The sequence below is a fragment of the Acinetobacter sp. 8I-beige genome (assembly GCF_902505955.1).
Taxonomy (GTDB): domain Bacteria; phylum Pseudomonadota; class Gammaproteobacteria; order Pseudomonadales; family Moraxellaceae; genus Acinetobacter; species Acinetobacter johnsonii.
Genome location: NZ_LR732790.1, coordinates 1,575,415 through 1,595,754, shown reverse-complemented (window position 1 = coordinate 1,595,754; position 20,340 = coordinate 1,575,415). Strand labels below are relative to the sequence as shown.

23 protein-coding genes and 1 tRNA gene are annotated in these 20,340 nt (G+C 39.2%); 19 read left to right on the top strand and 5 right to left on the bottom strand.

From position 1 onward, the window contains the following. Nucleotides 1–5: 5 nt before the first annotated feature. The 7 genes from GVX98_RS07535 to GVX98_RS07500 all read left to right on the top strand — a co-directional run bounded on the left by GVX98_RS07535 (nucleotide 6) and on the right by GVX98_RS07500 (nucleotide 6,579). Nucleotides 6–1,913, top strand: a complete 1,908-nt coding sequence (locus GVX98_RS07535; RefSeq protein ID WP_159127683.1) for a hypothetical protein — start codon at nucleotides 6–8, stop codon at nucleotides 1,911–1,913. After that, nucleotides 1,906–2,136 (top strand): hypothetical protein, encoded by a 231-nt coding sequence (locus GVX98_RS07530; RefSeq protein WP_159127682.1) that lies wholly within the window; start codon nucleotides 1,906–1,908, stop codon nucleotides 2,134–2,136. The genes GVX98_RS07535 and GVX98_RS07530 overlap by 8 nt, the downstream gene beginning before the upstream one ends. Nucleotides 2,137–2,138: 2 nt before the next feature. Then, a complete protein-coding gene (locus GVX98_RS07525) occupies nucleotides 2,139–3,287 on the top strand; it encodes a LamG-like jellyroll fold domain-containing protein (RefSeq protein ID WP_159127681.1) in 1,149 nt (382 codons plus the stop codon). 62 nt (nucleotides 3,288–3,349) lie between these two features. Beyond that, complete coding sequence (locus GVX98_RS07520) at nucleotides 3,350–3,736, top strand: hypothetical protein (protein WP_004980415.1); 387 nt, start codon at nucleotides 3,350–3,352, stop codon at nucleotides 3,734–3,736. 56 nt (nucleotides 3,737–3,792) lie between these two features. Further along, nucleotides 3,793–4,587 carry a glycoside hydrolase family 108 protein gene (locus GVX98_RS16920; protein ID WP_228716274.1) on the top strand — a complete coding sequence of 265 codons (795 nt, stop codon included), beginning with the start codon at nucleotides 3,793–3,795 and terminating at the stop codon, nucleotides 4,585–4,587. Between the two features lie 342 nt (nucleotides 4,588–4,929). Then, complete coding sequence (locus GVX98_RS07505) at nucleotides 4,930–5,448, top strand: Panacea domain-containing protein (RefSeq protein WP_159127680.1); 519 nt, start codon at nucleotides 4,930–4,932, stop codon at nucleotides 5,446–5,448. An 18-nt stretch (nucleotides 5,449–5,466) separates the two neighbouring features. Then, entirely contained in the window at nucleotides 5,467–6,579 is a 1,113-nt protein-coding gene (locus GVX98_RS07500; RefSeq protein WP_159127679.1) for a hypothetical protein, read from the top strand. Between the two features lie 140 nt (nucleotides 6,580–6,719). Here the strand turns inward: GVX98_RS07500 and GVX98_RS07495 are convergent, their stop codons facing one another. The 4 genes from GVX98_RS07495 to GVX98_RS07480 form a co-directional block, all read right to left on the bottom strand. Next, complete coding sequence (locus tag GVX98_RS07495; RefSeq protein ID WP_148826286.1) at nucleotides 6,720–7,484, bottom strand: hypothetical protein; 765 nt, start codon at nucleotides 7,482–7,484, stop codon at nucleotides 6,720–6,722. Between the two features lie 35 nt (nucleotides 7,485–7,519). After that, nucleotides 7,520–8,818, bottom strand: coding sequence for a Y-family DNA polymerase (locus GVX98_RS07490; RefSeq protein ID WP_159127678.1), 1,299 nt, complete (start codon nucleotides 8,816–8,818; stop codon nucleotides 7,520–7,522). Further along, on the bottom strand, nucleotides 8,815–9,381 hold the full coding sequence (locus GVX98_RS07485) for a LexA family transcriptional regulator (RefSeq protein WP_078389812.1): 567 nt from the start codon (nucleotides 9,379–9,381) through the stop codon (nucleotides 8,815–8,817). Before GVX98_RS07485 ends, GVX98_RS07490 begins: the two co-directional genes overlap by 4 nt. A gap of 91 nt (nucleotides 9,382–9,472) precedes the next feature. Further along, the gene (locus tag GVX98_RS07480; protein ID WP_159127677.1) at nucleotides 9,473–10,123 is read right to left on the bottom strand and encodes an SOS response-associated peptidase family protein; all 651 of its coding nucleotides are present in this window, start codon (nucleotides 10,121–10,123) and stop codon (nucleotides 9,473–9,475) included. A gap of 63 nt (nucleotides 10,124–10,186) precedes the next feature. Here GVX98_RS07480 and GVX98_RS07475 point away from each other — a divergent pair, with 63 nt between their 5' ends. The 11 genes from GVX98_RS07475 (at nucleotide 10,187) to GVX98_RS07425 (ending at nucleotide 18,678) form a co-directional block, all read left to right on the top strand. Beyond that, entirely contained in the window at nucleotides 10,187–10,444 is a 258-nt protein-coding gene (locus GVX98_RS07475) for a hypothetical protein (protein ID WP_159127676.1), read from the top strand. Nucleotides 10,445–10,655: 211 nt separating this feature from the next. Then, a complete protein-coding gene (locus GVX98_RS07470) occupies nucleotides 10,656–11,201 on the top strand; it encodes an Ail/Lom family outer membrane beta-barrel protein (protein ID WP_004980406.1) in 546 nt (181 codons plus the stop codon). Nucleotides 11,202–11,546: 345 nt separating this feature from the next. Next, nucleotides 11,547–13,364, top strand: coding sequence for a translation elongation factor 4 (gene lepA, locus GVX98_RS07465; protein ID WP_004693672.1), 1,818 nt, complete (start codon nucleotides 11,547–11,549; stop codon nucleotides 13,362–13,364). Nucleotides 13,365–13,384: 20 nt separating this feature from the next. Continuing rightward, complete coding sequence (gene lepB / locus GVX98_RS07460; RefSeq protein WP_004693669.1) at nucleotides 13,385–14,212, top strand: signal peptidase I; 828 nt, start codon at nucleotides 13,385–13,387, stop codon at nucleotides 14,210–14,212. Nucleotides 14,213–14,233: 21 nt separating this feature from the next. Next, nucleotides 14,234–14,608, top strand: a complete 375-nt coding sequence (locus GVX98_RS07455; RefSeq protein WP_159127675.1) for a DUF4845 domain-containing protein — start codon at nucleotides 14,234–14,236, stop codon at nucleotides 14,606–14,608. Beyond that, nucleotides 14,580–15,272 carry a ribonuclease III gene (rnc, locus tag GVX98_RS07450; protein ID WP_004693665.1) on the top strand — a complete coding sequence of 231 codons (693 nt, stop codon included), beginning with the start codon at nucleotides 14,580–14,582 and terminating at the stop codon, nucleotides 15,270–15,272. The genes GVX98_RS07455 and rnc overlap by 29 nt, the downstream gene beginning before the upstream one ends. 6 nt (nucleotides 15,273–15,278) lie before the next feature. Beyond that, complete coding sequence (gene era, locus GVX98_RS07445) at nucleotides 15,279–16,307, top strand: GTPase Era (protein ID WP_004693663.1); 1,029 nt, start codon at nucleotides 15,279–15,281, stop codon at nucleotides 16,305–16,307. A 35-nt stretch (nucleotides 16,308–16,342) separates the two neighbouring features. Beyond that, entirely contained in the window at nucleotides 16,343–16,540 is a 198-nt protein-coding gene (locus tag GVX98_RS07440; protein WP_004693662.1) for an NF038104 family lipoprotein, read from the top strand. 10 nt (nucleotides 16,541–16,550) lie between these two features. Then, on the top strand, nucleotides 16,551–17,261 hold the full coding sequence (recO, locus tag GVX98_RS07435) for a DNA repair protein RecO (protein WP_159127674.1): 711 nt from the start codon (nucleotides 16,551–16,553) through the stop codon (nucleotides 17,259–17,261). Nucleotides 17,262–17,274: 13 nt separating this feature from the next. Continuing rightward, nucleotides 17,275–18,000 carry a pyridoxine 5'-phosphate synthase gene (gene pdxJ, locus GVX98_RS07430; RefSeq protein WP_159127673.1) on the top strand — a complete coding sequence of 242 codons (726 nt, stop codon included), beginning with the start codon at nucleotides 17,275–17,277 and terminating at the stop codon, nucleotides 17,998–18,000. A gap of 24 nt (nucleotides 18,001–18,024) precedes the next feature. Next, nucleotides 18,025–18,678, top strand: coding sequence for a tRNA-(ms[2]io[6]A)-hydroxylase (locus GVX98_RS07425; protein WP_159127672.1), 654 nt, complete (start codon nucleotides 18,025–18,027; stop codon nucleotides 18,676–18,678). 826 nt (nucleotides 18,679–19,504) lie between these two features. Here GVX98_RS07425 and GVX98_RS07420 read toward each other — a convergent pair. Continuing rightward, a tRNA-Asn gene (locus tag GVX98_RS07420) sits at nucleotides 19,505–19,580 on the bottom strand. A gap of 251 nt (nucleotides 19,581–19,831) precedes the next feature. On the opposite strand from GVX98_RS07420, the gene GVX98_RS07415 reads away from it, so the two are divergent. Further along, complete coding sequence (locus GVX98_RS07415) at nucleotides 19,832–20,290, top strand: hypothetical protein (protein ID WP_004980396.1); 459 nt, start codon at nucleotides 19,832–19,834, stop codon at nucleotides 20,288–20,290. Nucleotides 20,291–20,340: the final 50 nt, after the last annotated feature.

Here is a 20,340-nt window from a genome sequence, read left to right as displayed (position 1 = left end):
GTCTTATGAGCGACAATTATGAGCACAAGGAACCGTATTCGCTCACAGCATCTTATCTTGATATTGTTGAGCCAAGCGCATTAACTGCGCCATATGACCTTCATGTTGTTTACGATCCTGAATTGGTTGCAAATTACCTAAGAGCCACACTGAATACTGGTTTTATCTCTGAAATCACAGGCCTAAATCTTCAACCTGTAGACAATAGTGGTTATGTTGATGCTTACATAAGCTGTGGGCTTAATTCACTATCAACTGGCTTTCAGGATATTAATCATCAGTTGGGCGTTGAGCGTAGGTTTGGTAGTCATTTTAAAAAGAGTAAATCTCTACTTGGTTTTAGAGGAATGGCGTGGCAGAAGTCAATTTTAAGAGTCTCGAATGAGGCTCTTTTTTTTGATCAAGGCTTGGTGATCAGTCATAGGAATGAGATTGGCTTTGATCGCGGTTTAACTTTATCTGAATCTATTCATGCTGCATTTAACCAGGGAATAAAGCTCAGTCGAAACCAAAGAGTATCCTGGCAAGAAAACCTGAAGATTCGAATTACGCGTGATCTGTATTTTGATGAGTCAATCAAGATTCAATTGAATCGTGAATTGGCACATCAAGAAATGATCCGCAAACGCCGCAATATCTCGTTTTCACACCAAGTCGCGCATGTGTTTGAAAAGCGATTCAGCTTCGATTGGGACAAAGGGCTGGAGCTGGTCACACAAGATGAAATCCCTTGGGATAAGGCTAAGTCCCTACATTATCGTAAGCATCCCATTGAGCCGTGGCCAGAGCCTGAAACTCCTCAGTATGAAGGTACAAGGGATCTTGAGTTTATATGTCTATGTCATGAGGTGGATTCGCATGATGTTGTTCTTAACTTCGGTGCAGATGATTGCATACCAGGCATTCCGAATCGTAATTGGTGGTACATATTGAATAGTTTATCTGTGACTCGCTTAGATAATGGCATAAAAATTGAAGTCTATGATGGGAATTACAGTACCGATCGCAGCTGCTGGTGTTGGTCCTATAGTTTGACTGTACCGGCTGCTGAGATTGGCAAACTTGAACCCATCAATGGCCAACCTGTGATTTTAAAAATTATCGTGAATGGTACCGAGCATCAGATGTTGCTTGAGAACCGCCGACGTTCTCGTAAATTCGCCCAAGATACCTACACCTTGATTGGTCGCAGTCAAACTGCACTCCTTGCAGGACCGACAGCGCCTTTACGCTCATTCTTACAAGAGAATGTTCGAACCTCAGTCCAGTTATGCCAAGCAGAGCTTGATCGCGTGTTTAGCGATACGGTGTTGAACTGGCAACTGATAGATGCACTGGGCTGGATCGTTGAGCGTGAATGTTTGAGTTATTCTAATTTAGCGCCGATTGATGCGATCAAAATGGTGGTTGAAAGCGGTGGTGGGTTTATTTATAGCGAAAAGGGCAGCAATACACTGACCATTAAACCGCTTTACAAAAAGACATTTTGGGATGTGCTATCGATCGCTGAATATGATCGCTTGTTGCCTGAATCTGCGGTGGTAAGTCAATCCACAGATTATCAAATCTATCCCGATTACAACGGCATCACGCTGACCAACGATCGTAAAGCATTAGTGGCTCAAGTGAAACGTACCGGTACAAGTGCGGACACCTTACTTCAACCTGAAAATAATCCACTGTTTAACCATGTCAGCATGGGGGCTTATGGTAAGGCTAAACTCGCCAAAGCGGGGATGATTGAAACACACACCTATAGCATGCCGATTTCCCCTGAAGTGGGTGAGTGTGTACCTGGAGAAATCCTTGCCTTTAATGCGGAATGGTGGGGCATTGTAGATAGTATTAGCGTCTCGTTCAGTCATGCGCTGGTCAATCAAATAGTGAAAGTGGAGCGCGTCAATCGTGAGTAATGCATTACAGCGTTTAATTGATTTACTTCCTACAACCCCTGAGTTCGTAGGAACCATTACCAGTGTGGATCATCCAAACTATAAAGTCTTGGTGGTTGGGGGCTCAGGTTTAAATTTGGTGACCAGTTCATCACGTTATAACTTGGGCGCAACTGTATTTGTCTCTGATGGCGAGATCAAACGATTCGCACCACTCGGTGATGTGATTCAAATTGAGGTATAGAAATGGCAGGTGTAAGACTTGAGTTTGCTCAATTTGGGCACTTTGATTATTTCAATATTTATAGAAATTCAGTTTCAACCGCTATAGAAAATTTAGAGCAACCGATTGGTACGTCATCAACAATGTACTATGAAGATTTAACTACTGAGCCAAACAACGACTATTACTATCGCATTGGAGTTGTTCGGGATTCAATTGAAGAGTTTAGTGAAGAGATCCATGTAAGAACTGAGGTTATGTTTGATCCTCCTTACAATCTTATTGTTGAATTTAAGAATGATGAAACCAATCGCTTAGAATTGAATTGGAGCTTGGATGGTTTTGTTGATGAGCAGCGTTATTACTGCTCTGAAACACCGATTGAACTAAATGCTTTACCTGTTCCTAAGGCTTTTTTGGCTGGTGATGTACGGACTTATGTGGACAATGTTGATATACATATCGGAAGAAAAAAATATATTGTGATCAGCTCAATTAAGAGTTTAGTTGAAAAAGTCAGCTCTCAAAAATTAGCGTATTGCTTACAATCTCCGCCAAAAGTGTGGTCAGAATTTAAAGAAAATTTAAATGAAGATTTTGGCACGATTTGGACTGCAAGAAACGGTGCAGCAATTTCAAATAATGCTTTAAAGCTTGTTAGATCGAGTGCGCAAAGAGTCGATGCACCGCATTCTGATAAATTTCATTTTTCAAATAGTGAAGATGTGACGATCAGATTTAAAGCTAAAATTTCAAGCTTTGCTTCAGATCGCCGAGTTTTATTTACAACTCGAATGGAAGGAAGCGGTGCAAAAAACTGGTGTATTTACGCAGTGCCAAACGGTATCAATTTTCTTATTTGGCGATCTGATATAGCGGGGAATATAATCGATAAGACATGGAGTTCAGCATATCAATTTAATGAAGAAACTGAATTTTCATTAGAGCGAAAAAATATGATTTGGAGGCTCTACGTAAACGGAAACTTACTTGGTGGTTCCATTACCCAGAATATGAGCTACACACCGCTCTCTCAAAAGTTGACAATTGGTTCTGAGTTTAATAGTAATAGTTCTAATGATAAGTCAAGAGATTTTGATGGTGAAATCTCAATGTTTCAAATCTTACCAACTGCAATTGGTAATGGCGGATCTACAACACCACGGATTTAAATATCAGCTTATAGCACCCAATAGGGTGCTTTTTTATTACCAAAAATTAGGGGGGGAAATAAATGGAACCAGTGTCCACAAGTGGTTTTGCTGCGTTTTTAAAGTTCTACGGTGCAGCAATTATGGTCACTTTAGCGATAGCACTTGTTGCAACGGTTGTCATCATGATGCGTTTGCCACGCTCACCACAAGAGTGGGCAGTGGGTTTGATTTGCACGGTTGTATCCAGTCTGACTGGTGGAGCTTTCATTATTGTGAAATGGGGGCTTCATGAGTGGGTAACGGATATTTGGGGGATGATTGCTTTAGGCGGTTTCTTCTTTGTATGTGGGTTGCCGGGTTGGGCTGTTGTGCGGTGGACGTTTAACTTCATCAATAAACAGGAGGGGAAGACCATTATTGAAGTAGTTAAAGAGCTTAAAGAAGCCAGAGAAGATTTGAAGAAATAACGCACCAAATGATATGCCGCCTTAGGGCGGTTTTTTAATACTTGAAGGAAAGTAAAATGAAATTAATTGAAAATTGGCAACAGGCTTGGAAACTCAAGTCAGTACAAGTAGGCGCAGCAAGCGCCTTTTTTTATGCCTTGATTTTATTATCTGAGCAGTTTTTAGGTGTGTGGAACGTAATCCCACAGGAGCTTAAAAATAAGATCCCTGAAAACCTTGCTGAGTGGTTGGGGATGTTTGTTGGTGTAGCCATGGTTCTTGCACGTTTGAAAAAGCAGCCTGAAGTGCATCCTGTACCTAAACTATTAGGCTTTGCCACACTGCCCACAAATTCGATTACCTTTGATCAAGCCTTTCAACGATTGATTGGCCATGAAGGTGGGTACAGTAATGATGAGCGTGATCCAGGGAACTGGACTGACGGCAAGGTTGGGGTAGGTACTTTAAAAGGCACAAAGTTCGGCTTAGCTGCTAACACATACCCAAGTCTTGATATTAAAAACATCACATTAGCCCAAGCTAAAGAGATTTATAAAAAAGACTGGTGGGATAAATTAGGCGGTCACGGTCTGCATTCAGCTATTACTTTTCAGCTTTGGGACTTTGCAATTAATGCGGGGAAGAAACGAGCAATCATTGAACTTCAACAGGTTGCGGGTGTGACTGCTGATGGCATGATTGGACCTAAAACAATTGCAGCAGTGAATGCACTCGATCTGAATGATGTGCTGCTTTCATTAACGGCCGAACGATTGAAGTTTTATACATCACTTTCAACATGGACAACATACGGAAAGGGCTGGACGAATCGTGTAGCGGATAACTTGAAATATGCTGCTCAGGATAATTAGCCTCATGTTGCTGTGCATCCTCTTATCAGGTTGCACAGCGCATTCGATTTCGACAAAGGTGCATATCACGGTATGTGTGCAGTGTGTGAATTGAGACGTTTTGAAATTTTGTAGTAGCTTGATAATTGTAAGTGTTTGTGGAACTTTTATGTTCCACACTATTGCTTATTTATAGCAAATGCTATACTTTGAATAACAATAAAAGGTAAGAATAGTCTTGCCTTTTGTCGTATCTATATGAAGGATTTTAAAATGTACACCGTCACTGTTTTTCGACAATGTTGAGTCTTAGTCTATTATTTCTAAGTTCTGTTGATATTAGTGTTTTATGTGAGGTGGGTTATGAATAATTATAAAGCAATTGATATTGCTAACTATATTGTTGAATATGTAAATCAATCTTTAGGTAAAACAAGCTTAACTCCAATCAAATTACAAAAGATTTTATATTACGTATATGTAAACTGCTTAGTTAATCGTAATAAAAAACTCTTTGAGCAACCAATTGAGAAATGGAAATTTGGTCCAGTTGTTAGCCATGTTTATCATAACTTTAAAGTGTTTGGTACGGGACATATCGACTCTACAATTTCTACATTTCAGTTTTCGGATGAAACAAATGGAGGATTTTCTTTTACGGAAATCAAGTTTAATCCAAATAACCTTGCTCTAACGCCAGAAGTTCAAGAGGAAATTCATTTAACAATTCAATCTTTAATTGATGAAAAGCCTTTTGATCTCGTTGAAAGAACGCATAATGAAGATCCTTGGAAGCTTTGTGAGCCGCGTATTCTTGCAGGAGAAAGGGGTTTGGTTTATACGGATCAAGAAATTAAAGACTATTTTTTAAATAAACAATAATTTTAGGTAGGGTTAGTTTTGGATTTGCAGACAGATATACTCAATATTTTTGTGTCTCGTTTAATATCTAGCCCTGCTAATGATGACGCCATACAAAGTTTAATAAGAATTTTTGATCAAGTTATTGTTCTTAAAAGATGCCTACCAAACTTTGATATTCCTTACGATGATATTACTGAGCTGATTTATGATTATTCTCAAGATATTAATCTTGATGAATTAGATTTAATGATGGAAGAGTTGGAAGGTCGTTATCAGGAAATATATCCACCTTTAGAGGGTGGACAAAAGCATCCTCATCATAAGTGTTTAACCAAATTTAGAAGACATATATATTTGGCTGCGACGCAAAGAAATTACATTAAAAAAGTTACTCAAGAAGAAGCAAAAACAGCTCGAAACATTGCTCAGTCTGCGCAAGAGATATCAAGGAAAGCAGAAGGAATATCAGCTAAAGCAGAATTATTAGCCCAAAAATCTGAGCAACTGGCTACTGAGGCTGACCATCAGGCCAAATCAACAATTGCCAACTATATTTCTATTCTAGGTATTTTTGCTTCAATTATTTTTACATTATTCGGTGGTGTTAATTTAATAGGCTCTACAGTAAAGCTTTTGGAAGTTAACTCTAGGTGGCCATACTTAACTTTTATCATTGCACTTCTAATGATTTGTCTACTGACGCTATTGAATATGATGGTTAAGTGGATTAACTCGATGAGCAATTTAAAAAGGGCATTAGAAAATCAGAATATGTCAGAGAATGCAGGTGTTGAAGAATTCAATTGGTGTGAGCCAAAAACATGGGACTTCTACACAAAATCAGTAGCTGGGTTTTTGATTATTCTAATTGTTAGTTTGGTTGGAATGTATAGAGTAAATAAAGAGAATTTATTTACTCTAACAACAGAAACTACTACTAAAACACCACCAAAGGTTGAAGGAAATACACCTCTGAAGCCGACAGGCGTTGAAGGAAATACACCTCTGAAGCCGACAGGCGTTGAAGGAAATATTCCTAAAGCAGATTTGAAACAAGAGTCTAATGGTGAGGCTAAAGAAATTACCATAGTGGAAAAATTTACTTTATCAAATCATTCGAATGAAAAGAGTTCCGATAAAGAAGAGTGAGCGTAATTTACTTTGAAAAAAAGACCCTCAAGTGAAGGCTATTTTTCTTAAACATGAATGAAATAGAAAAGAAAATTATCATCTAATAATTCATATGGTTTTATATAAAAATTCTCATGTTGTTGGTGAAACTATAAAGCTTAATTAAGTGATTTCCTAAATTCTATAATATCCTTAAATACATTATCTAATGCTACATTTAATTTATCATTATATTTGTTGACAGCAGCAGGATCATTATTCCTACGGTAGTGATTATAAAAGCCATTGCTAATATAAAAGCATCTTTGCAATAGTTCTTTATGCTCTTCTGAGGAGGATTCAGCCTGAAAAGCTTCATTATCAATACTTACTCTATAAAAACAAGCATCCAGTCCTTTAATACATGAATTCAAAACATCATATGCATCACGCCCAAAAGACTTTGACATAAATGCATGTGAACTAACCTTGTCATCATATAAATAAATTTTTAAATTTAAAATTCTTAATTTCTCAAGTAGGGAAAAGATATTCTTAAAATCAGGCAATTCAAACTTCTCTTTTTCAAAATCTTCATTGAATACAGAATTGTATAAAATATTTTTCATTAGAGATGTACAAACCCTTGTGTCTTGACGGACTTCGCTGATTGCGTTAGAAATCTCAGAAAGCACATGAACCATTTCTGTTATTAATTCTAGATTTGCATTGTATTTAGTTTGATCTTTCCAGCTATCTAAAAGAAAAAAAGCAGCTACTGGTGCAAAAATTGTTGCAGACCATCCTAACAAACCAATTATTGCATTAACCTTTTCAGCACCACTGGTGGGGAGTACAACTAAACTGTAAACTAAAAAACATAGAGCTAAGATGAAAATATAAGTAATAATTAATTTCGCAATTAAATCAATTTTCTTATCCATAACAATTATTTGAAAAATAAATCAATAATGGATAATTAATCATTTACAGTCAACATGCCTTCCCAGCTAAAATAATCCCTCGTCAAACTCGCACGACTCATCGACCAGCCGCGATTCGGTAATTTACATGACCCAATCGCAAGCTTCTTATCTCCAAACCTTTCCTTAACACCTTCCATTGCAAGCTGCAGCTTCTCATTTCGCTCAATAGATTCAATATCACTGAGTAGATCAGGAATGTAAGTAGCCTTGTTCTCGATACACGTTAAAATCACACCACACTTTTTAAACTCAATACCTTCTTGAAATAGTTCATCCATTTGCTTCATCACAGCTTTATTCATGACTGCAGCAGAATCGGTTGGTTCAGCAAAACCTACACTGATTGATTTCTTGTAAAAGGGCTTATTCTTATCAAATGGATTAGATTCTGCAAAAGCAATCACACATCCACATAAGCTTTTGTCCTCACGTAGACGTTTAACTGCTGACTGCAGGTAATCACTCATTGCCTCAGACAAAGATTCTTTATCCGTTACACGTTGGCCAAACGACCTTGATGAGATGATTTGTTTTTTAGCGGGTGGAGCATGTTCAATTTCAATGCATGAAATACCTTGCAGCTCGGCTACCGTCTTGGCCATAACAATAGAAAAGAGTCTTTTAATATTGCGTGGTTCGGTTCGGGTGAGATCCTGAACGGTGTGAATACCCATGGCATGCAGTTTCTTACTGTGCTGTCGACCAACGCCCCAAACCTCAGATACGTCGATCAAACTAAAAAAGTAATCCTTATGTTTTGGGTCCATGGTTACCAAATTGCAGACACCCGAAAAGCGTTTGGCTTTCTTGGCCATGTGGTTGGCAATCTTGGCTTCGGTCTTACTTCGACCAATTCCAACCGATACAGGCAAGCCGATCCATTTAGAGATACGCTCGCGCATGTCTTGAGCGTATTCAGTTAAATCGAATTTATGCTCATATGCAGTCAGATCTAGAAAGCATTCATCGATCGAATAAATCTCATGCTCTCCTGGTGCAACATATTCGGCAAGGATGCTGTGAAAGCGCTTGGACATCTCTGCATAGACTTTATAGTTACTCGAAAGCACTTCTACCTTATGCTTTTCAACAATGTCTTTGATTTGGAATAGGGGCACACCCATTTTAATCCCAAGATCTTTAGCTTCCTGTGAACGTGCCACTGCACAGCCGTCATTGTTTGAAAGCACAATGACCGGTCTATTATTCAACTTTGGATTAAACACACGCTCACAACTGACGTAACAATTGTTCACGTCAATTAAGGCATAGATCTTATTTTCGCTTCTCATCTGAAGCTCTTTAGAACGCGGGTGACAACACCCCAAATAATGAACTCTTGTCCTTCACTGAAATGAATGTCGTCGTAATCAGGGTTTTCAGCTTTTAGCCAACATACTCCAGCATCTTCGCACATGAGGCGCTTTACTGTGAACTCATTATCGACCAGTGCAATTACGATGTCCCAATGCTTTGCCTCAAGGCTACGATCGACAATCAACTCATCACCAATATCGATACCAATATTGATGAGAGAAAGTGAATTAACACGCACGATGAACGTAGCGGCTGGATTCTTTATCAGGTGCTCATTAAGGTCTAGGGTCTTATCAACATGATCTTGGGCAGGAGAAGGGAAACCCGCTTGAACGCGCTCAGTGGCTAATGGAATAGCCATATGTGTGACTGGATCAACTTGGCGTATGTGATCGATTTCAGGATCAGATTTCGCCTTCTTTAGAAAGGCTTTGATTTCTAAAACGGAAGAGTTTGGTACACGGATAAGTGTGGTCAACTCAGAGCGTTTTCGTCCCGCACCCGGTCTCACACCACCATGGTTTTTGATATCGTTCATAGCCAAACTTGATTTCTGTAACAGATTTCAAGATTGTAGATTTTGGTTAAAATAAATTCAAATTTAAAAGCTGTGGATAATCAAAGGGCCTTCAAATTAAATTAGGTTGAGCACCATTTTCAGATAAGCGGGATTTAGGGAAGGTGATGTACTCATCCTGCATTTCAAAGAAGAACTCATGCGCCTCTTTAAAGCTGCAATTCAGCCACTCTTCGCGGTATTCGTCAGGTATAACGATGATCGAGCGCTTCTCATCTTTAGGCTTGTGAAATTGCTTCATGAAGGGGTGTTGGTCTGCATTGATGGTCAGCATGCTCATCGATCGGATCTGCTCTCTATCGATGACAGCATTCTCATATATGGCCGCCACGGTAAAGGGCATACCATCTCCACGTGCAATTCCATACCAATGTGATTTACCGTCAATGTATTTGGGTTCAAAGATGGTTTCGACAGGAATTAAACCAAATTGAGACTTATGCCACGCTTCTCTAAAGCTAGGTTTCTCGGCGACGGTTTCAGTTCGGGCATTGTAGGTGTACTTACCGAAGGTCTTTTCTTTGGCCCATTTAGGAATCATACCAAAATTGACTGATCTCCATTCGATCTTACCCTTATTGGAAAAGACCAAAGGTGAGGGGTAGTTCGGAAATATGTCTTCAGGGAACTCTAATTGATCAGGCTCAGGGAGATCTAGCAAAAATGCACGATTCTTTCTGATCGCTTCAAAGTTTGCGCACATAGACTTATCCCTGTTTATTCTTTATGATCATCGCACAAATAATAACCCAACCAAGAATAAAAAATGATTTCAAAACAATTTAGGATCGTCAATGGAATACTCGCAGTCATTGGTATTGCTGCATTCATATTTTTCCAGTATCAAATGAGACCAGACAAGCTTGGAGGCTTCACGGAAGGCACAGAAGAGTATTACGGCTATCAATATGCACGTGATAACAATCTAAAGAATGCGGATCAATGTGATGATGAAAAAGATGATCCCGAAATGAACATTAATGAAAAATTCTTGAAAGGTTGCAGGACGTATTTTGATAAATAATATGAAAAACTAATTTTTATTAAATTCTAAAATAAATGATCAAATCTATAAAACTGTACAAATGGTTAATAAATATACCGAATGGTAAATTTTGTGTAATTTTGCAATACCTTTCTTGTATTGATAGTGAAATAATATTGGCGGTGAATTTATTCACTTAATAGTCATTACAAATTAGAAAATGACTAATAATCAATATAAAGGGTATAAGATGATTCAAAATATTATTCGTGGCGCTATTTTTGCTTGCGCACTGGGTGTTTCTATCAATGCTGTTGCGGCTCAACACACAATTTCTGTTGGCTATGCACAAACAAAAGCAGAAGACTTTAAAGATTTAAAAGGCGTGAATGCACAATACCGCTTTGAAAATGAATCTCCAGTAGGTGTAGTGGTTTCTGCATCATATGTATCTGGTGATGACAAATCTAATTATGGTTATGGTGTTGAAGAAGCCGAAGTTAAATCATTTTCACTTTTAGCTGGTCCAGCATACCGCTTTAACGAGTATGTAAGTGCATATGCCTTAGCTGGTTTTGCTAATGTTAAGAGCGATTATAGCGATCATGAGTTTGATGGAAGTTACAGCTATTCAAGCAGTCTTACTAAAACAGAATTTGCATATGGCGCGGGTGTGGCTGTTAATCCAGCACAAAATGTATCTGTACATGTAGGTTATGAAGGCACTAAAGTTAAATTTGAAGGCGAGAGTGCTAAATTAAATGGCTTCAATATCGGTGTTGGTTACCGCTTCTAAGCTAATTTAGTTTCAATTGTTTTATAGACAAACAAAAGCCCTCTAAGAGAGGGCTTTTGTATAAGCACTACTATGTTAAATAAATAACCTGCGTTCGATTATTTTTTTTGTATAAATGGGTTATTGGTGTCACTTCCTTGTTTCTTCTCAATGTAGCACTTCACCACAGCCTTAATGATCAGTTGTATTCACTTTGTTCTGTAAGATAGTTTTTCTCAATCACAATATATATTTTTAACACTTATCTGCTTATACTGTGCGAAGTTTTTAGCAACATTCTTTTTGCACGTCGTTTGTACTTTTACAGTTGAGTACATGATTGTGTACATATTTTTAGAGTAGTTTATGGCAGTTGTAAAAAAGTCTGTAGATATCAATAATATACGAAACTTTAGCATTATTGCTCACATTGACCACGGGAAGTCAACGCTCGCTGACCGCTTTATTCAAACCTGTGGTGGTTTGCAAGATCGTGAAATGCAAGCACAAGTACTTGACTCCATGGAGCTTGAACGTGAGCGTGGTATTACCATTAAAGCTGCGTCGGTTACTTTGTATTACACCCATCCAAATGGCCAAGAGTATCAGTTGAACTTTATTGATACACCAGGGCACGTCGACTTTTCATATGAAGTGTCACGCTCATTGGCGGCTTGTGAAGGTGCATTGTTGGTTGTAGATGCAGCACAAGGCGTGGAAGCACAGTCAGTTGCGAACTGTTATACCGCAATTGAGCAAGGTCTCGAAGTTCTACCAGTGCTCAATAAAATAGATTTACCGCAGGCTGAACCTGAACGTGTGATTCAAGAAATTGAAGACATTATTGGTATTGAAGCGACTGAAGCGCCAACCTGTTCGGCAAAAACAGGTCTTGGGATTGATAGCGTTTTAGAAACCCTTGTTAATGTCATTCCTGCACCTACTGGTGATCGTAATGCGCCATTACAAGCTTTAATTATCGACTCTTGGTTTGATAACTACTTAGGTGTGGTTTCTTTGGTGCGCGTGAAAGAAGGTCGTGTGCGTAAGGGCGACAAGATGTTGATGAAATCAACAGGCCAAACGCACATTATTACTTCTGTGGGTATTTTCAATCCTAAACATACTGAGACAGACATCCTTGAAGCGGGTGAAGTTGGTTTCGTAATTGCAGGGATTAAAGACATTTTTGGTGCGCCAGTCGGTGATACGATTACCCTTGCCAACACACCAGAAGTCAAAACCTTGCCAGGCTTTAAAAAAGTGAAGCCGCAGGTGTATGCAGGTTTGTTCCCAATTGATTCAAGTGAATTTGAACCGTTCCGTGAAGCTTTGCATAAACTTCAGATCAATGACTCGGCGTTATTCTTTGAACCTGAAAGCTCAGATGCTTTAGGTTTTGGTTTCCGTTGTGGCTTCTTAGGCATGCTACACATGGAAATCGTGCAAGAGCGTTTAGAGCGCGAGTATGATTTAGACCTCATTTCATCTGCACCGACTGTGATTTATGAAGCGGTGATGAAGAATGGTGAAACGATTTATATCGATAGCCCATCTAAAATGCCAGATGGTTCAACGGTCGAAGACCTACGTGAGCCGATTGCTGAGTGCCATATCCTTGTACCACAAGAGTATTTGGGTAATGTCATGACTTTATGTGTGGAACGCCGTGGTGTTCAAAAAGACATGAAGTTTATGGCGAACCAAGTTTCGATCACTTTTGAAATTCCAATGGCGGAAGTGGTGATGGACTTCTTTGATAAATTGAAGTCGTGTTCACGCGGTTTTGCGTCGCTCGATTATAACTTTGTACGTTTTGAAAGTTCATCATTGGTAAAAGTCGATGTTCTAATCAATGGCGATAAAGTCGATGCCTTGGCAATGATTTGTCACCGTCAAGATGCACGTCACCGTGGTATTGCATTAGTTGAAAAAATGAAAGATTTGATTCCACGTCAAATGTTTGATGTGGCAATTCAAGCGGCCATTGGCGCACAAATTATTGCTCGTTCAACCGTAAAGGCAATGCGTAAAAACGTATTGGCGAAATGTTATGGTGGTGACGTTTCTCGTAAGAAGAAACTGCTATCGAAGCAAAAAGAAGGTAAGAAACGCATGAAGCAAGTGGGAAGTGTAGAAATCCCACAAGAAGCGTTCTTGGCTGTGTTGAAAGTAGAAAGATAAAAAGGTAGGAATATAAGCCCATGGATTTTGATTTTAATTTGATACTTGTTCCTGTCACACTGATTTTCTTTTTGGTGTGGTTGCTCGATAAGTTTGTATTTAAACAACGAGCGACGAAAGGTAAGGGAAATGAAAATTTTGTCATTACGTGGGCTTATGATTTTTGGCCAGTCCTTGCGATTGTTCTATGTCTACGTTCATTCTTTTATGAACCTTTTAATATTCCTTCGGACTCGATGGTGCCGACTTTAGAAACTGGTGACTTCATCTTGGTCAATAAGTTTGACTATGGTGTGCGCCTACCGATTGTGAATAAAAAAGTGATTGATGTGGGTGAGCCTGAGCGTGGTGATGTGATTGTCTTCCGTTATCCACCGCAACCGACGATCAGCTATATCAAACGTGTAGTTGGTATTCCTGGCGATCACATTGTTTTTGATCATGGACAATTAACTATTAATGGTCAAAAAGTTGCTAAAGTTCCTGTTGAATTTAGCCGTGAAAAAGACCGTTTAGACACGCCTACTTCGATATATCATAAAGAAACCATTGGCAAGCATACCTTTACCATGCGTGAGCTAGAAGGTGTTAATGTTGCACGCCAAGCACCCTATATTAACTTTGTAGAAAATGGTAAATACTCTGCTGAAAATGGTTTATATTGGGAAGTGAAAGTAAAAGAAGGTGAGTACTTTGCGATGGGGGATAATCGCGACCAAAGTGCTGACAGTCGTTTCTGGGGAATGGTTCCTGAACAGAACCTAACAGGTCGTGCTTTCTATATTTGGATGCATAAAGAGCCTGGTTTTAAGTTGCCGTCATTTAACCGTAACGGTAGCATTGACTAATATCGATTCGGAAAATAAAAAATGCGCAAGAATCAACAAGGAGCATCTTATATCGCCATTTTATTTGCAATCATGGGGTTTGCATTTATGGCGAAAGTGGCAATTGCAGTTTGGGCTCCCTATTTTGATGATCGAATGATCAATAGCCAAATTGAGGAAGTATTTCAAAGCAGCCCGAAAAATATTCAGCCCGCGGAGTTTGAGAGTCAGCTTTCAAAGCGTTTGGATATGAATGGCATTCGTGATGTGAAGATTAAAGAAATTATGCAAGTCACCAATACCGAAGGGTTGCAGGTGAAAAAGGAGTATGAGGTAAGAAAACCATTCTTGCTGAATATAGATTTAGTATTAAAGTTCGAGAAAAGTTTTGATCAAAGCTCAGTCCAAGTTAAGTGAAGCCCGCTTAGCGAGCCGTATCGGTTATCAGTTTAAACAACCTGAGTTACTTCAGCTTGCACTGACCCACCGATCGGTGAGCCACAAATACAACTACGAGCGCCTAGAGTTTCTAGGCGATTCTTTGTTAGGGATGATTATTGCGAATTATCTCTATAAAGCTTATCCGACTGAAAACGAAGGCCGTTTGACGCGTATGCGTGCAACCTTGGTTCGTCAGGAAGCTTTAGGTAAAATTGCAAATGATTTAAAACTGAGCCAGTCACTCATTTTAAGTACAGGCGAGTTAAAATCAGGTGGACATCATCGCGAGTCCATCCTTGCGGATACGGTTGAATCGATTATTGGTGCAATCTATGTGGATTGTAGTGACTTAACGGTGTTGGAGCCGATTGTGTTAAAATGGTACGAACCATATTTAGACCATATCGAGCCAACCGATCAACTTAAAGATCCTAAATCTCGTTTACAAGAATATCTTCAGGCACGAAAAAAAGCTCTCCCAGTTTATGATGTGGTCGATATTCAAGGTGATGCACCCAATCAGCATTTCAAAGTGGAATGTAAAGTGGATGGATTGTCTGTTGTAAATGGTGAGGGCACCAGTCGCCGTTTTGCTGAACAAGCTGCTGCGGCGGATATTTTAAAACTTTTGGAGCAGTAATCTGCCATGTCAAATTCTTCCGATCACATCGATGCTGATCACGAGTCGCAAAGCGACAGTAATGATTTAATTAGCCAGTTTTTTAGCGAACAAGGCACAGAAATCCCAACGGATTTTCGTAGCGGCTTTGTGGCAATTGTAGGTCGTCCAAACGTAGGCAAGTCTACGTTGATGAACCATTTGTTGGGTCAAAAATTATCGATTACTTCACGTAAACCACAAACCACACGTCATAAAATTGTGGGAATTGATTCACGTGCAAAATCTCAAGCAGTATTTGTTGATACGCCAGGGATGCATAAAAAAGAAGTGCGTGCCATCAATAAAATGATGAACCGTGCTGCGTCTTCTGCATTGCGTGATGTCAACTTGGTATTGTTTGTTCTAGATGCAGACAAGTGGACTCAAAACGATGAGCTCGTTTTGGAAAAACTCAAAAATGCTGAGATGCCTGTGATTCTTGTGATCAATAAAATTGATACGCTTGAAAATAAAAACCATGCATTACCTTTAATTCAAGAACGTGCAAAATTAATGAATTTTGCTGAGATTGTTCCTGTTTCTGCACTACGTGGTGCAAACTTAGACCATCTGCGCGATACCATTGAAAAATATTTACCTTTCCAACCACCGATGTATTCATTGGATCAACTGACAGATCGTTCTGAACGTTTCTTGGCATCAGAAATTATCCGCGAAAAGATTATGCGTCAGTTGGGTGAAGAACTACCTTATGATTTAACCGTGCAAATTGAGTCGTTTAAGACTGAAGAAGCAACGGTGAATGAAAAAACAGGTCGTCCAAAACCAGCGTGTACATACATTGATGCAACGATTTTTGTAGACCGTCCAGGCCAGAAAGCGATTGTGATTGGTGAAAAAGGCGCTAAGCTTAAAAAAATTGGTATGGATGCCCGTATCGATATGGAAAAAATGTTTGAACAAAAGATCATGTTGACACTTTGGGTTAAAGTGAAAGGCGGTTGGTCTGATGATGAACGTGCATTGAAAAGCTTAGGTTATAGCGATATCTAAGTTTTAAGAAAACAAATTTTTATAGGGATGGTGTTATGGTCAAAGTGTTCGCAGTAATGGCTTGTATGTTGTTTTTGCAAGGTTGTATACACAAGATCGTCACCGTTCCTGTAAAGATTGCGTATAAAACCACAAAAGGCGTGGTGAAAGGAACCGCAGCGGTGGTTGGTGCTGTTATCCCAGATGGGGATGATGAAGACAGTGAACAGAATGATAAAGATAAAAAAGATTAGTTAATTCCTCATGCGCAATGAAGTACTGCATGGTTATTTAATTCACCACAGAAAATACCGTGAACGTAGTCATATTGTGCATTTATTTACCCAAGAGCATGGGCGAGTTGATGGCATTCTAAGACAAACCCCGCCGCCACAATATCAGCCGATTTGTTTACAAGCTTCGGGTAAATCTGAACTCAAAAATTTTACAAAACTTGAAATTGTCAATCAGCCGATTTTTTTCTTTGGGGATGCTTTTTTTTCAGGTTTTTATCTCAATGAGATTCTGCTCAGACTATGTCCGCTCGAAGTACAAATGGAGCAAAGTTTTGCTCAATATGCACATACGCTAACGCAATTACAACAACTTGCGCAGCAAGCAAATCCTAATCAGTTTTTAAAACAAATTCTAAGACAGTTTGAGCATGAACTGCTGGAAGATTTGGGCTATGCCTTAGATTTTTCGACCGATGCCAATCAACTTGAAATTCAAGCATCACTCAACTATATATTCCAGCTGAATGAAGGCTTTATTCCTACTGCACAAGCCTCGCGAGCGACCTTAAACGGACAGCAAATTTTAAGCATGTGCCAATATGAAAAGGGTAGGGATTTTGGTTTGGAACAGTTACAATTGCTGACCAAGTTGTATCGACAAATGATCAGTTCATTGTTGGGCGATCGACCCTTAAAAAGTCGTCAATTGTGGATTCAGAATACTCAAACTCAATCGTAATTAGGAAATGAATATGGCTGCATTACTTGGTGTAAATATTGACCACGTGGCAACTTTACGACAAGCGCGTGGGACTTCTTATCCAGATCCAGTTAATGCAGCATTGATCTGTGAGCAAGCAGGAGCGGAAGGGATTACCTTGCATTTACGTGAAGACCGTCGTCATATTCAAGATGATGATGTGCGTCGTATGCGCCCAGTACTAAAAACACGTATGAATTTGGAACTTGCAGTTACAGATGAAATGATTGCATTTGCCAAAGAAATTAAACCGCACCATGTATGTTTTGTTCCTGAAAAGCGCCAAGAAGTGACGACTGAAGGTGGTTTAGATGTGATTGGACATTTTGACGATGTCAAAGCGGCAACTCAAGCCTTGTCTGAGATTGGCTGTGATGTGTCCTTGTTTATTGATGCTGACTTTGCACAAATTGATGCAGCAGTTGCTTGTGGTGCACCAACCATTGAAATTCATACAGGTGCTTATGCTGATGCAGAAACCCCTGAAGCTCAGCAACATGAGCTTGAACGTATTGTCAAAGGTGCTGAATATGCAGCATCTAAAGGTTTAGTGGTGAATGCTGGGCATGGGCTCAACCTTGAAAATGTGACGCCAATTGCGCAAATTCCACAGATTCACGAATTAAACATCGGACACTCACTAATTGCCGATGCTATTTTTGTGGGCTTGGAACAAGCCGTGCGTGAAATGAAAGCGGTTATTAAAGCTGCACGTTAATTTTAAAGTTTTTAAGATTTGAATATGTCGAATATCAATTATGATGAACTCATGAAGCCCGTCATGGATTTCTTGGGTTGTGAAACACCAAAAGCTTGGTTGACTGAAGCACTGACTAATCTTGATGTGCTGATGCAAGACCACGCGAATTGTGAGAAGAAAGCTGCAGGTACAGCGATGAACCTGATGTTTCGTTATAGCTTTTTTACCGATCTACAAGTTAAGCTTGCACAACTGGTTCGCGAAGAAATGCTGCATTATGAGCAAGTGCTTGAATTTATGAAAAAGCGCGGGTTAGATTGGAGCAATCTGAGTGCGGGTCGCTATGCGGGTGGTTTACGTAAAGAAGTGCGGACTTATGAGCCCGAGGCTTTAATTGATATTTTAATCATTGGTGCCTTTGTCGAAGCGCGTTCATGTGAGCGTTTCTACGCGTTAGCACCTTTGGTGGATGATGAATTAGGTCGTTACTATCGCTACTTGCTAAAGTCTGAATCACGCCATTTTGAAGACTACTTGGCTTTGGCCCTAGAGGTTGCGCAAACGGGTAAATTGAAGAATCCGAAAGAAGATATTCAAGCTCGTATTGATCATATCCGTAACGTTGAAAAAGAGCTAATTAGTACACCTGATGATGTGTTCCGTTTCCATAGTGGTGTGCCTGCGGAAGTGGCTTAGGAATAAAGCGGGTGAATGCTACAGTTTGTAAACTGTTAAAAATTTACAGATTCTCAGTGTAGATAGCCCTGACTCATTAAAAAGCCCAATTTTATCGATTGGGCTTTTTTATTAAAGAAGGGTAGATATGATGTATTGAGGGCTGTAATTTCTTTCAATAAAGTCGCGAAATATGAGTCAGTGGAATGAGTTGTTTGAGTAGGGATGCTTAAGGATTTTGACGAAGATTTATTGTACTTTTTTCATATCTTCTAGGTTCCACCATTGCAGCTCATGAAAAAATGTTGCATCAGAAAGAGTATTTTGCAAAATTTCAGAGACATGACTTAATTGCGTTGAAAGATCTATTTTCTTAAAAAATATTTTTTAATGAATGGTTGTGATGGGTGAATAAAAATTAAAAATAAGTTGTCATTTTGCTCATAGCGATTATATCCAATAGAAATATCTTTATAAGCGGAATCACTAAAACTAAGCTGGTATCTCCAATCCTCATCGTGAATTGCAGCGATCTTGAGTTGTTGATTGAATTGTTCAGCAAGATGTTGGGCCAATAATTCACCGATAATTTGTCCTTCCCATTTTTTTATTTCAGTTGCTGTGATCGGGAAGTGATCTGAACGAACATCTATATGTGTTTTAAATGTGCCAATGACTTTTATTGTGAATCATTTATTAGTGTTTTTAAGATAAGTTATTTTTCGAGAGTGGCTTAGTTCTGGCTTTCTGTTGGGTTTAACTCGGGGATTTACCTCTTAAGCAGCGAAACTTTTAAGACGTAGAAAAGAAAAAAGCCCACGACATATAGTGTGGGCTTTCTAGAATTTGGCTCTCCAACCTGGGCTCGAACCAGGGACCTGCGGATTAACAGTCCGTCGCTCTACCGACTGAGCTATTGGAGAATCTGCATGCGATTATAAGGACATTTCATAGTGGGTCAAGTCTAAAATGTCATGTTGCTGTCATTTTTATATTGGATGCTTTTTATTTGAACAAAAAAATCATTTTCAAAAAAAATCGTATTGAAGTGCTTGCAATGTTGAAAAGTCGTTGATAGTCTGATTTCAACAACAGAGCGTTTAAGTGAAAACTTAAACAGTGTGGATTTATAACCAACTTGCCAGCACTAAAATGGCTAAACAGGAGAAAGCGAATGAATACGCTTACCATTTCCGATATTTTTACAAACCTAGCTGATTACCAAGATCAGTATCTCTCTATTATTTCAAACCCTGAACAATACTATACCCCTGTAGAGTCTGCCTATATTGATGTTTGGCCAGTCGGTTGTACAGACTTGTATTTGGGTGATTTATTACAACTTTGGTTTAGTGAGCGTTGGCTGGTCAATAGTCCTTGTCAGTTACTTTCAACACAGTCGACGACTACTCTTAAAAAGACTGTGCAGCGAGAACATGATCTGTATTTGTATCAGTTGTCAGGCAGTGCTTTATCAGGTAATAATCGTTCAAAAGTCTGGTCTGCTGCTGAAGGTAAAAGTTTAGACGTGAGTTTAGACAGCGCATTTAAATACTATTGTATTTATAAAGGGGCTGAGCGTCCCGATGTCTCAAAATTGCAGACGCTGAAGAGGTTTAAAACCGCAATTTGATCTGTCGTGCTGCATTAAAGTTTGCTTTAGCGTGAAAAAAGGCACTGAAA

Bases quoted from the DNA above. Each gene is read 5' to 3' on its own strand.
- GVX98_RS07535 (WP_159127683.1), top strand. From the start codon at position 6: ATGAGCGACAATTATGAGCACAAGGAACCGTATTCGCTCACAGCATCT.
- GVX98_RS07525 (WP_159127681.1), top strand. From the start codon at position 2,139: ATGGCAGGTGTAAGACTTGAGTTTGCTCAATTTGGGCACTTTGATTAT.
- GVX98_RS07520 (WP_004980415.1), top strand. From the start codon at position 3,350: ATGGAACCAGTGTCCACAAGTGGTTTTGCTGCGTTTTTAAAGTTCTAC.
- GVX98_RS16920 (WP_228716274.1), top strand. From the start codon at position 3,793: ATGAAATTAATTGAAAATTGGCAACAGGCTTGGAAACTCAAGTCAGTA.
- GVX98_RS07505 (WP_159127680.1), top strand. From the start codon at position 4,930: ATGAATAATTATAAAGCAATTGATATTGCTAACTATATTGTTGAATAT.
- GVX98_RS07495 (WP_148826286.1), bottom strand. From the start codon at position 7,484: ATGGATAAGAAAATTGATTTAATTGCGAAATTAATTATTACTTATATT.
- GVX98_RS07490 (WP_159127678.1), bottom strand. From the start codon at position 8,818: ATGAGAAGCGAAAATAAGATCTATGCCTTAATTGACGTGAACAATTGT.
- GVX98_RS07485 (WP_078389812.1), bottom strand. From the start codon at position 9,381: ATGAACGATATCAAAAACCATGGTGGTGTGAGACCGGGTGCGGGACGA.
- GVX98_RS07480 (WP_159127677.1), bottom strand. From the start codon at position 10,123: ATGTGCGCAAACTTTGAAGCGATCAGAAAGAATCGTGCATTTTTGCTA.
- GVX98_RS07475 (WP_159127676.1), top strand. From the start codon at position 10,187: ATGATTTCAAAACAATTTAGGATCGTCAATGGAATACTCGCAGTCATT.
- GVX98_RS07470 (WP_004980406.1), top strand. From the start codon at position 10,656: ATGATTCAAAATATTATTCGTGGCGCTATTTTTGCTTGCGCACTGGGT.
- lepA (WP_004693672.1), top strand. From the start codon at position 11,547: ATGGCAGTTGTAAAAAAGTCTGTAGATATCAATAATATACGAAACTTT.
- lepB (WP_004693669.1), top strand. From the start codon at position 13,385: ATGGATTTTGATTTTAATTTGATACTTGTTCCTGTCACACTGATTTTC.
- GVX98_RS07455 (WP_159127675.1), top strand. From the start codon at position 14,234: ATGCGCAAGAATCAACAAGGAGCATCTTATATCGCCATTTTATTTGCA.
- era (WP_004693663.1), top strand. From the start codon at position 15,279: ATGTCAAATTCTTCCGATCACATCGATGCTGATCACGAGTCGCAAAGC.
- GVX98_RS07440 (WP_004693662.1), top strand. From the start codon at position 16,343: ATGGTCAAAGTGTTCGCAGTAATGGCTTGTATGTTGTTTTTGCAAGGT.
- recO (WP_159127674.1), top strand. From the start codon at position 16,551: ATGCGCAATGAAGTACTGCATGGTTATTTAATTCACCACAGAAAATAC.
- pdxJ (WP_159127673.1), top strand. From the start codon at position 17,275: ATGGCTGCATTACTTGGTGTAAATATTGACCACGTGGCAACTTTACGA.
- GVX98_RS07425 (WP_159127672.1), top strand. From the start codon at position 18,025: ATGTCGAATATCAATTATGATGAACTCATGAAGCCCGTCATGGATTTC.
- GVX98_RS07415 (WP_004980396.1), top strand. From the start codon at position 19,832: ATGAATACGCTTACCATTTCCGATATTTTTACAAACCTAGCTGATTAC.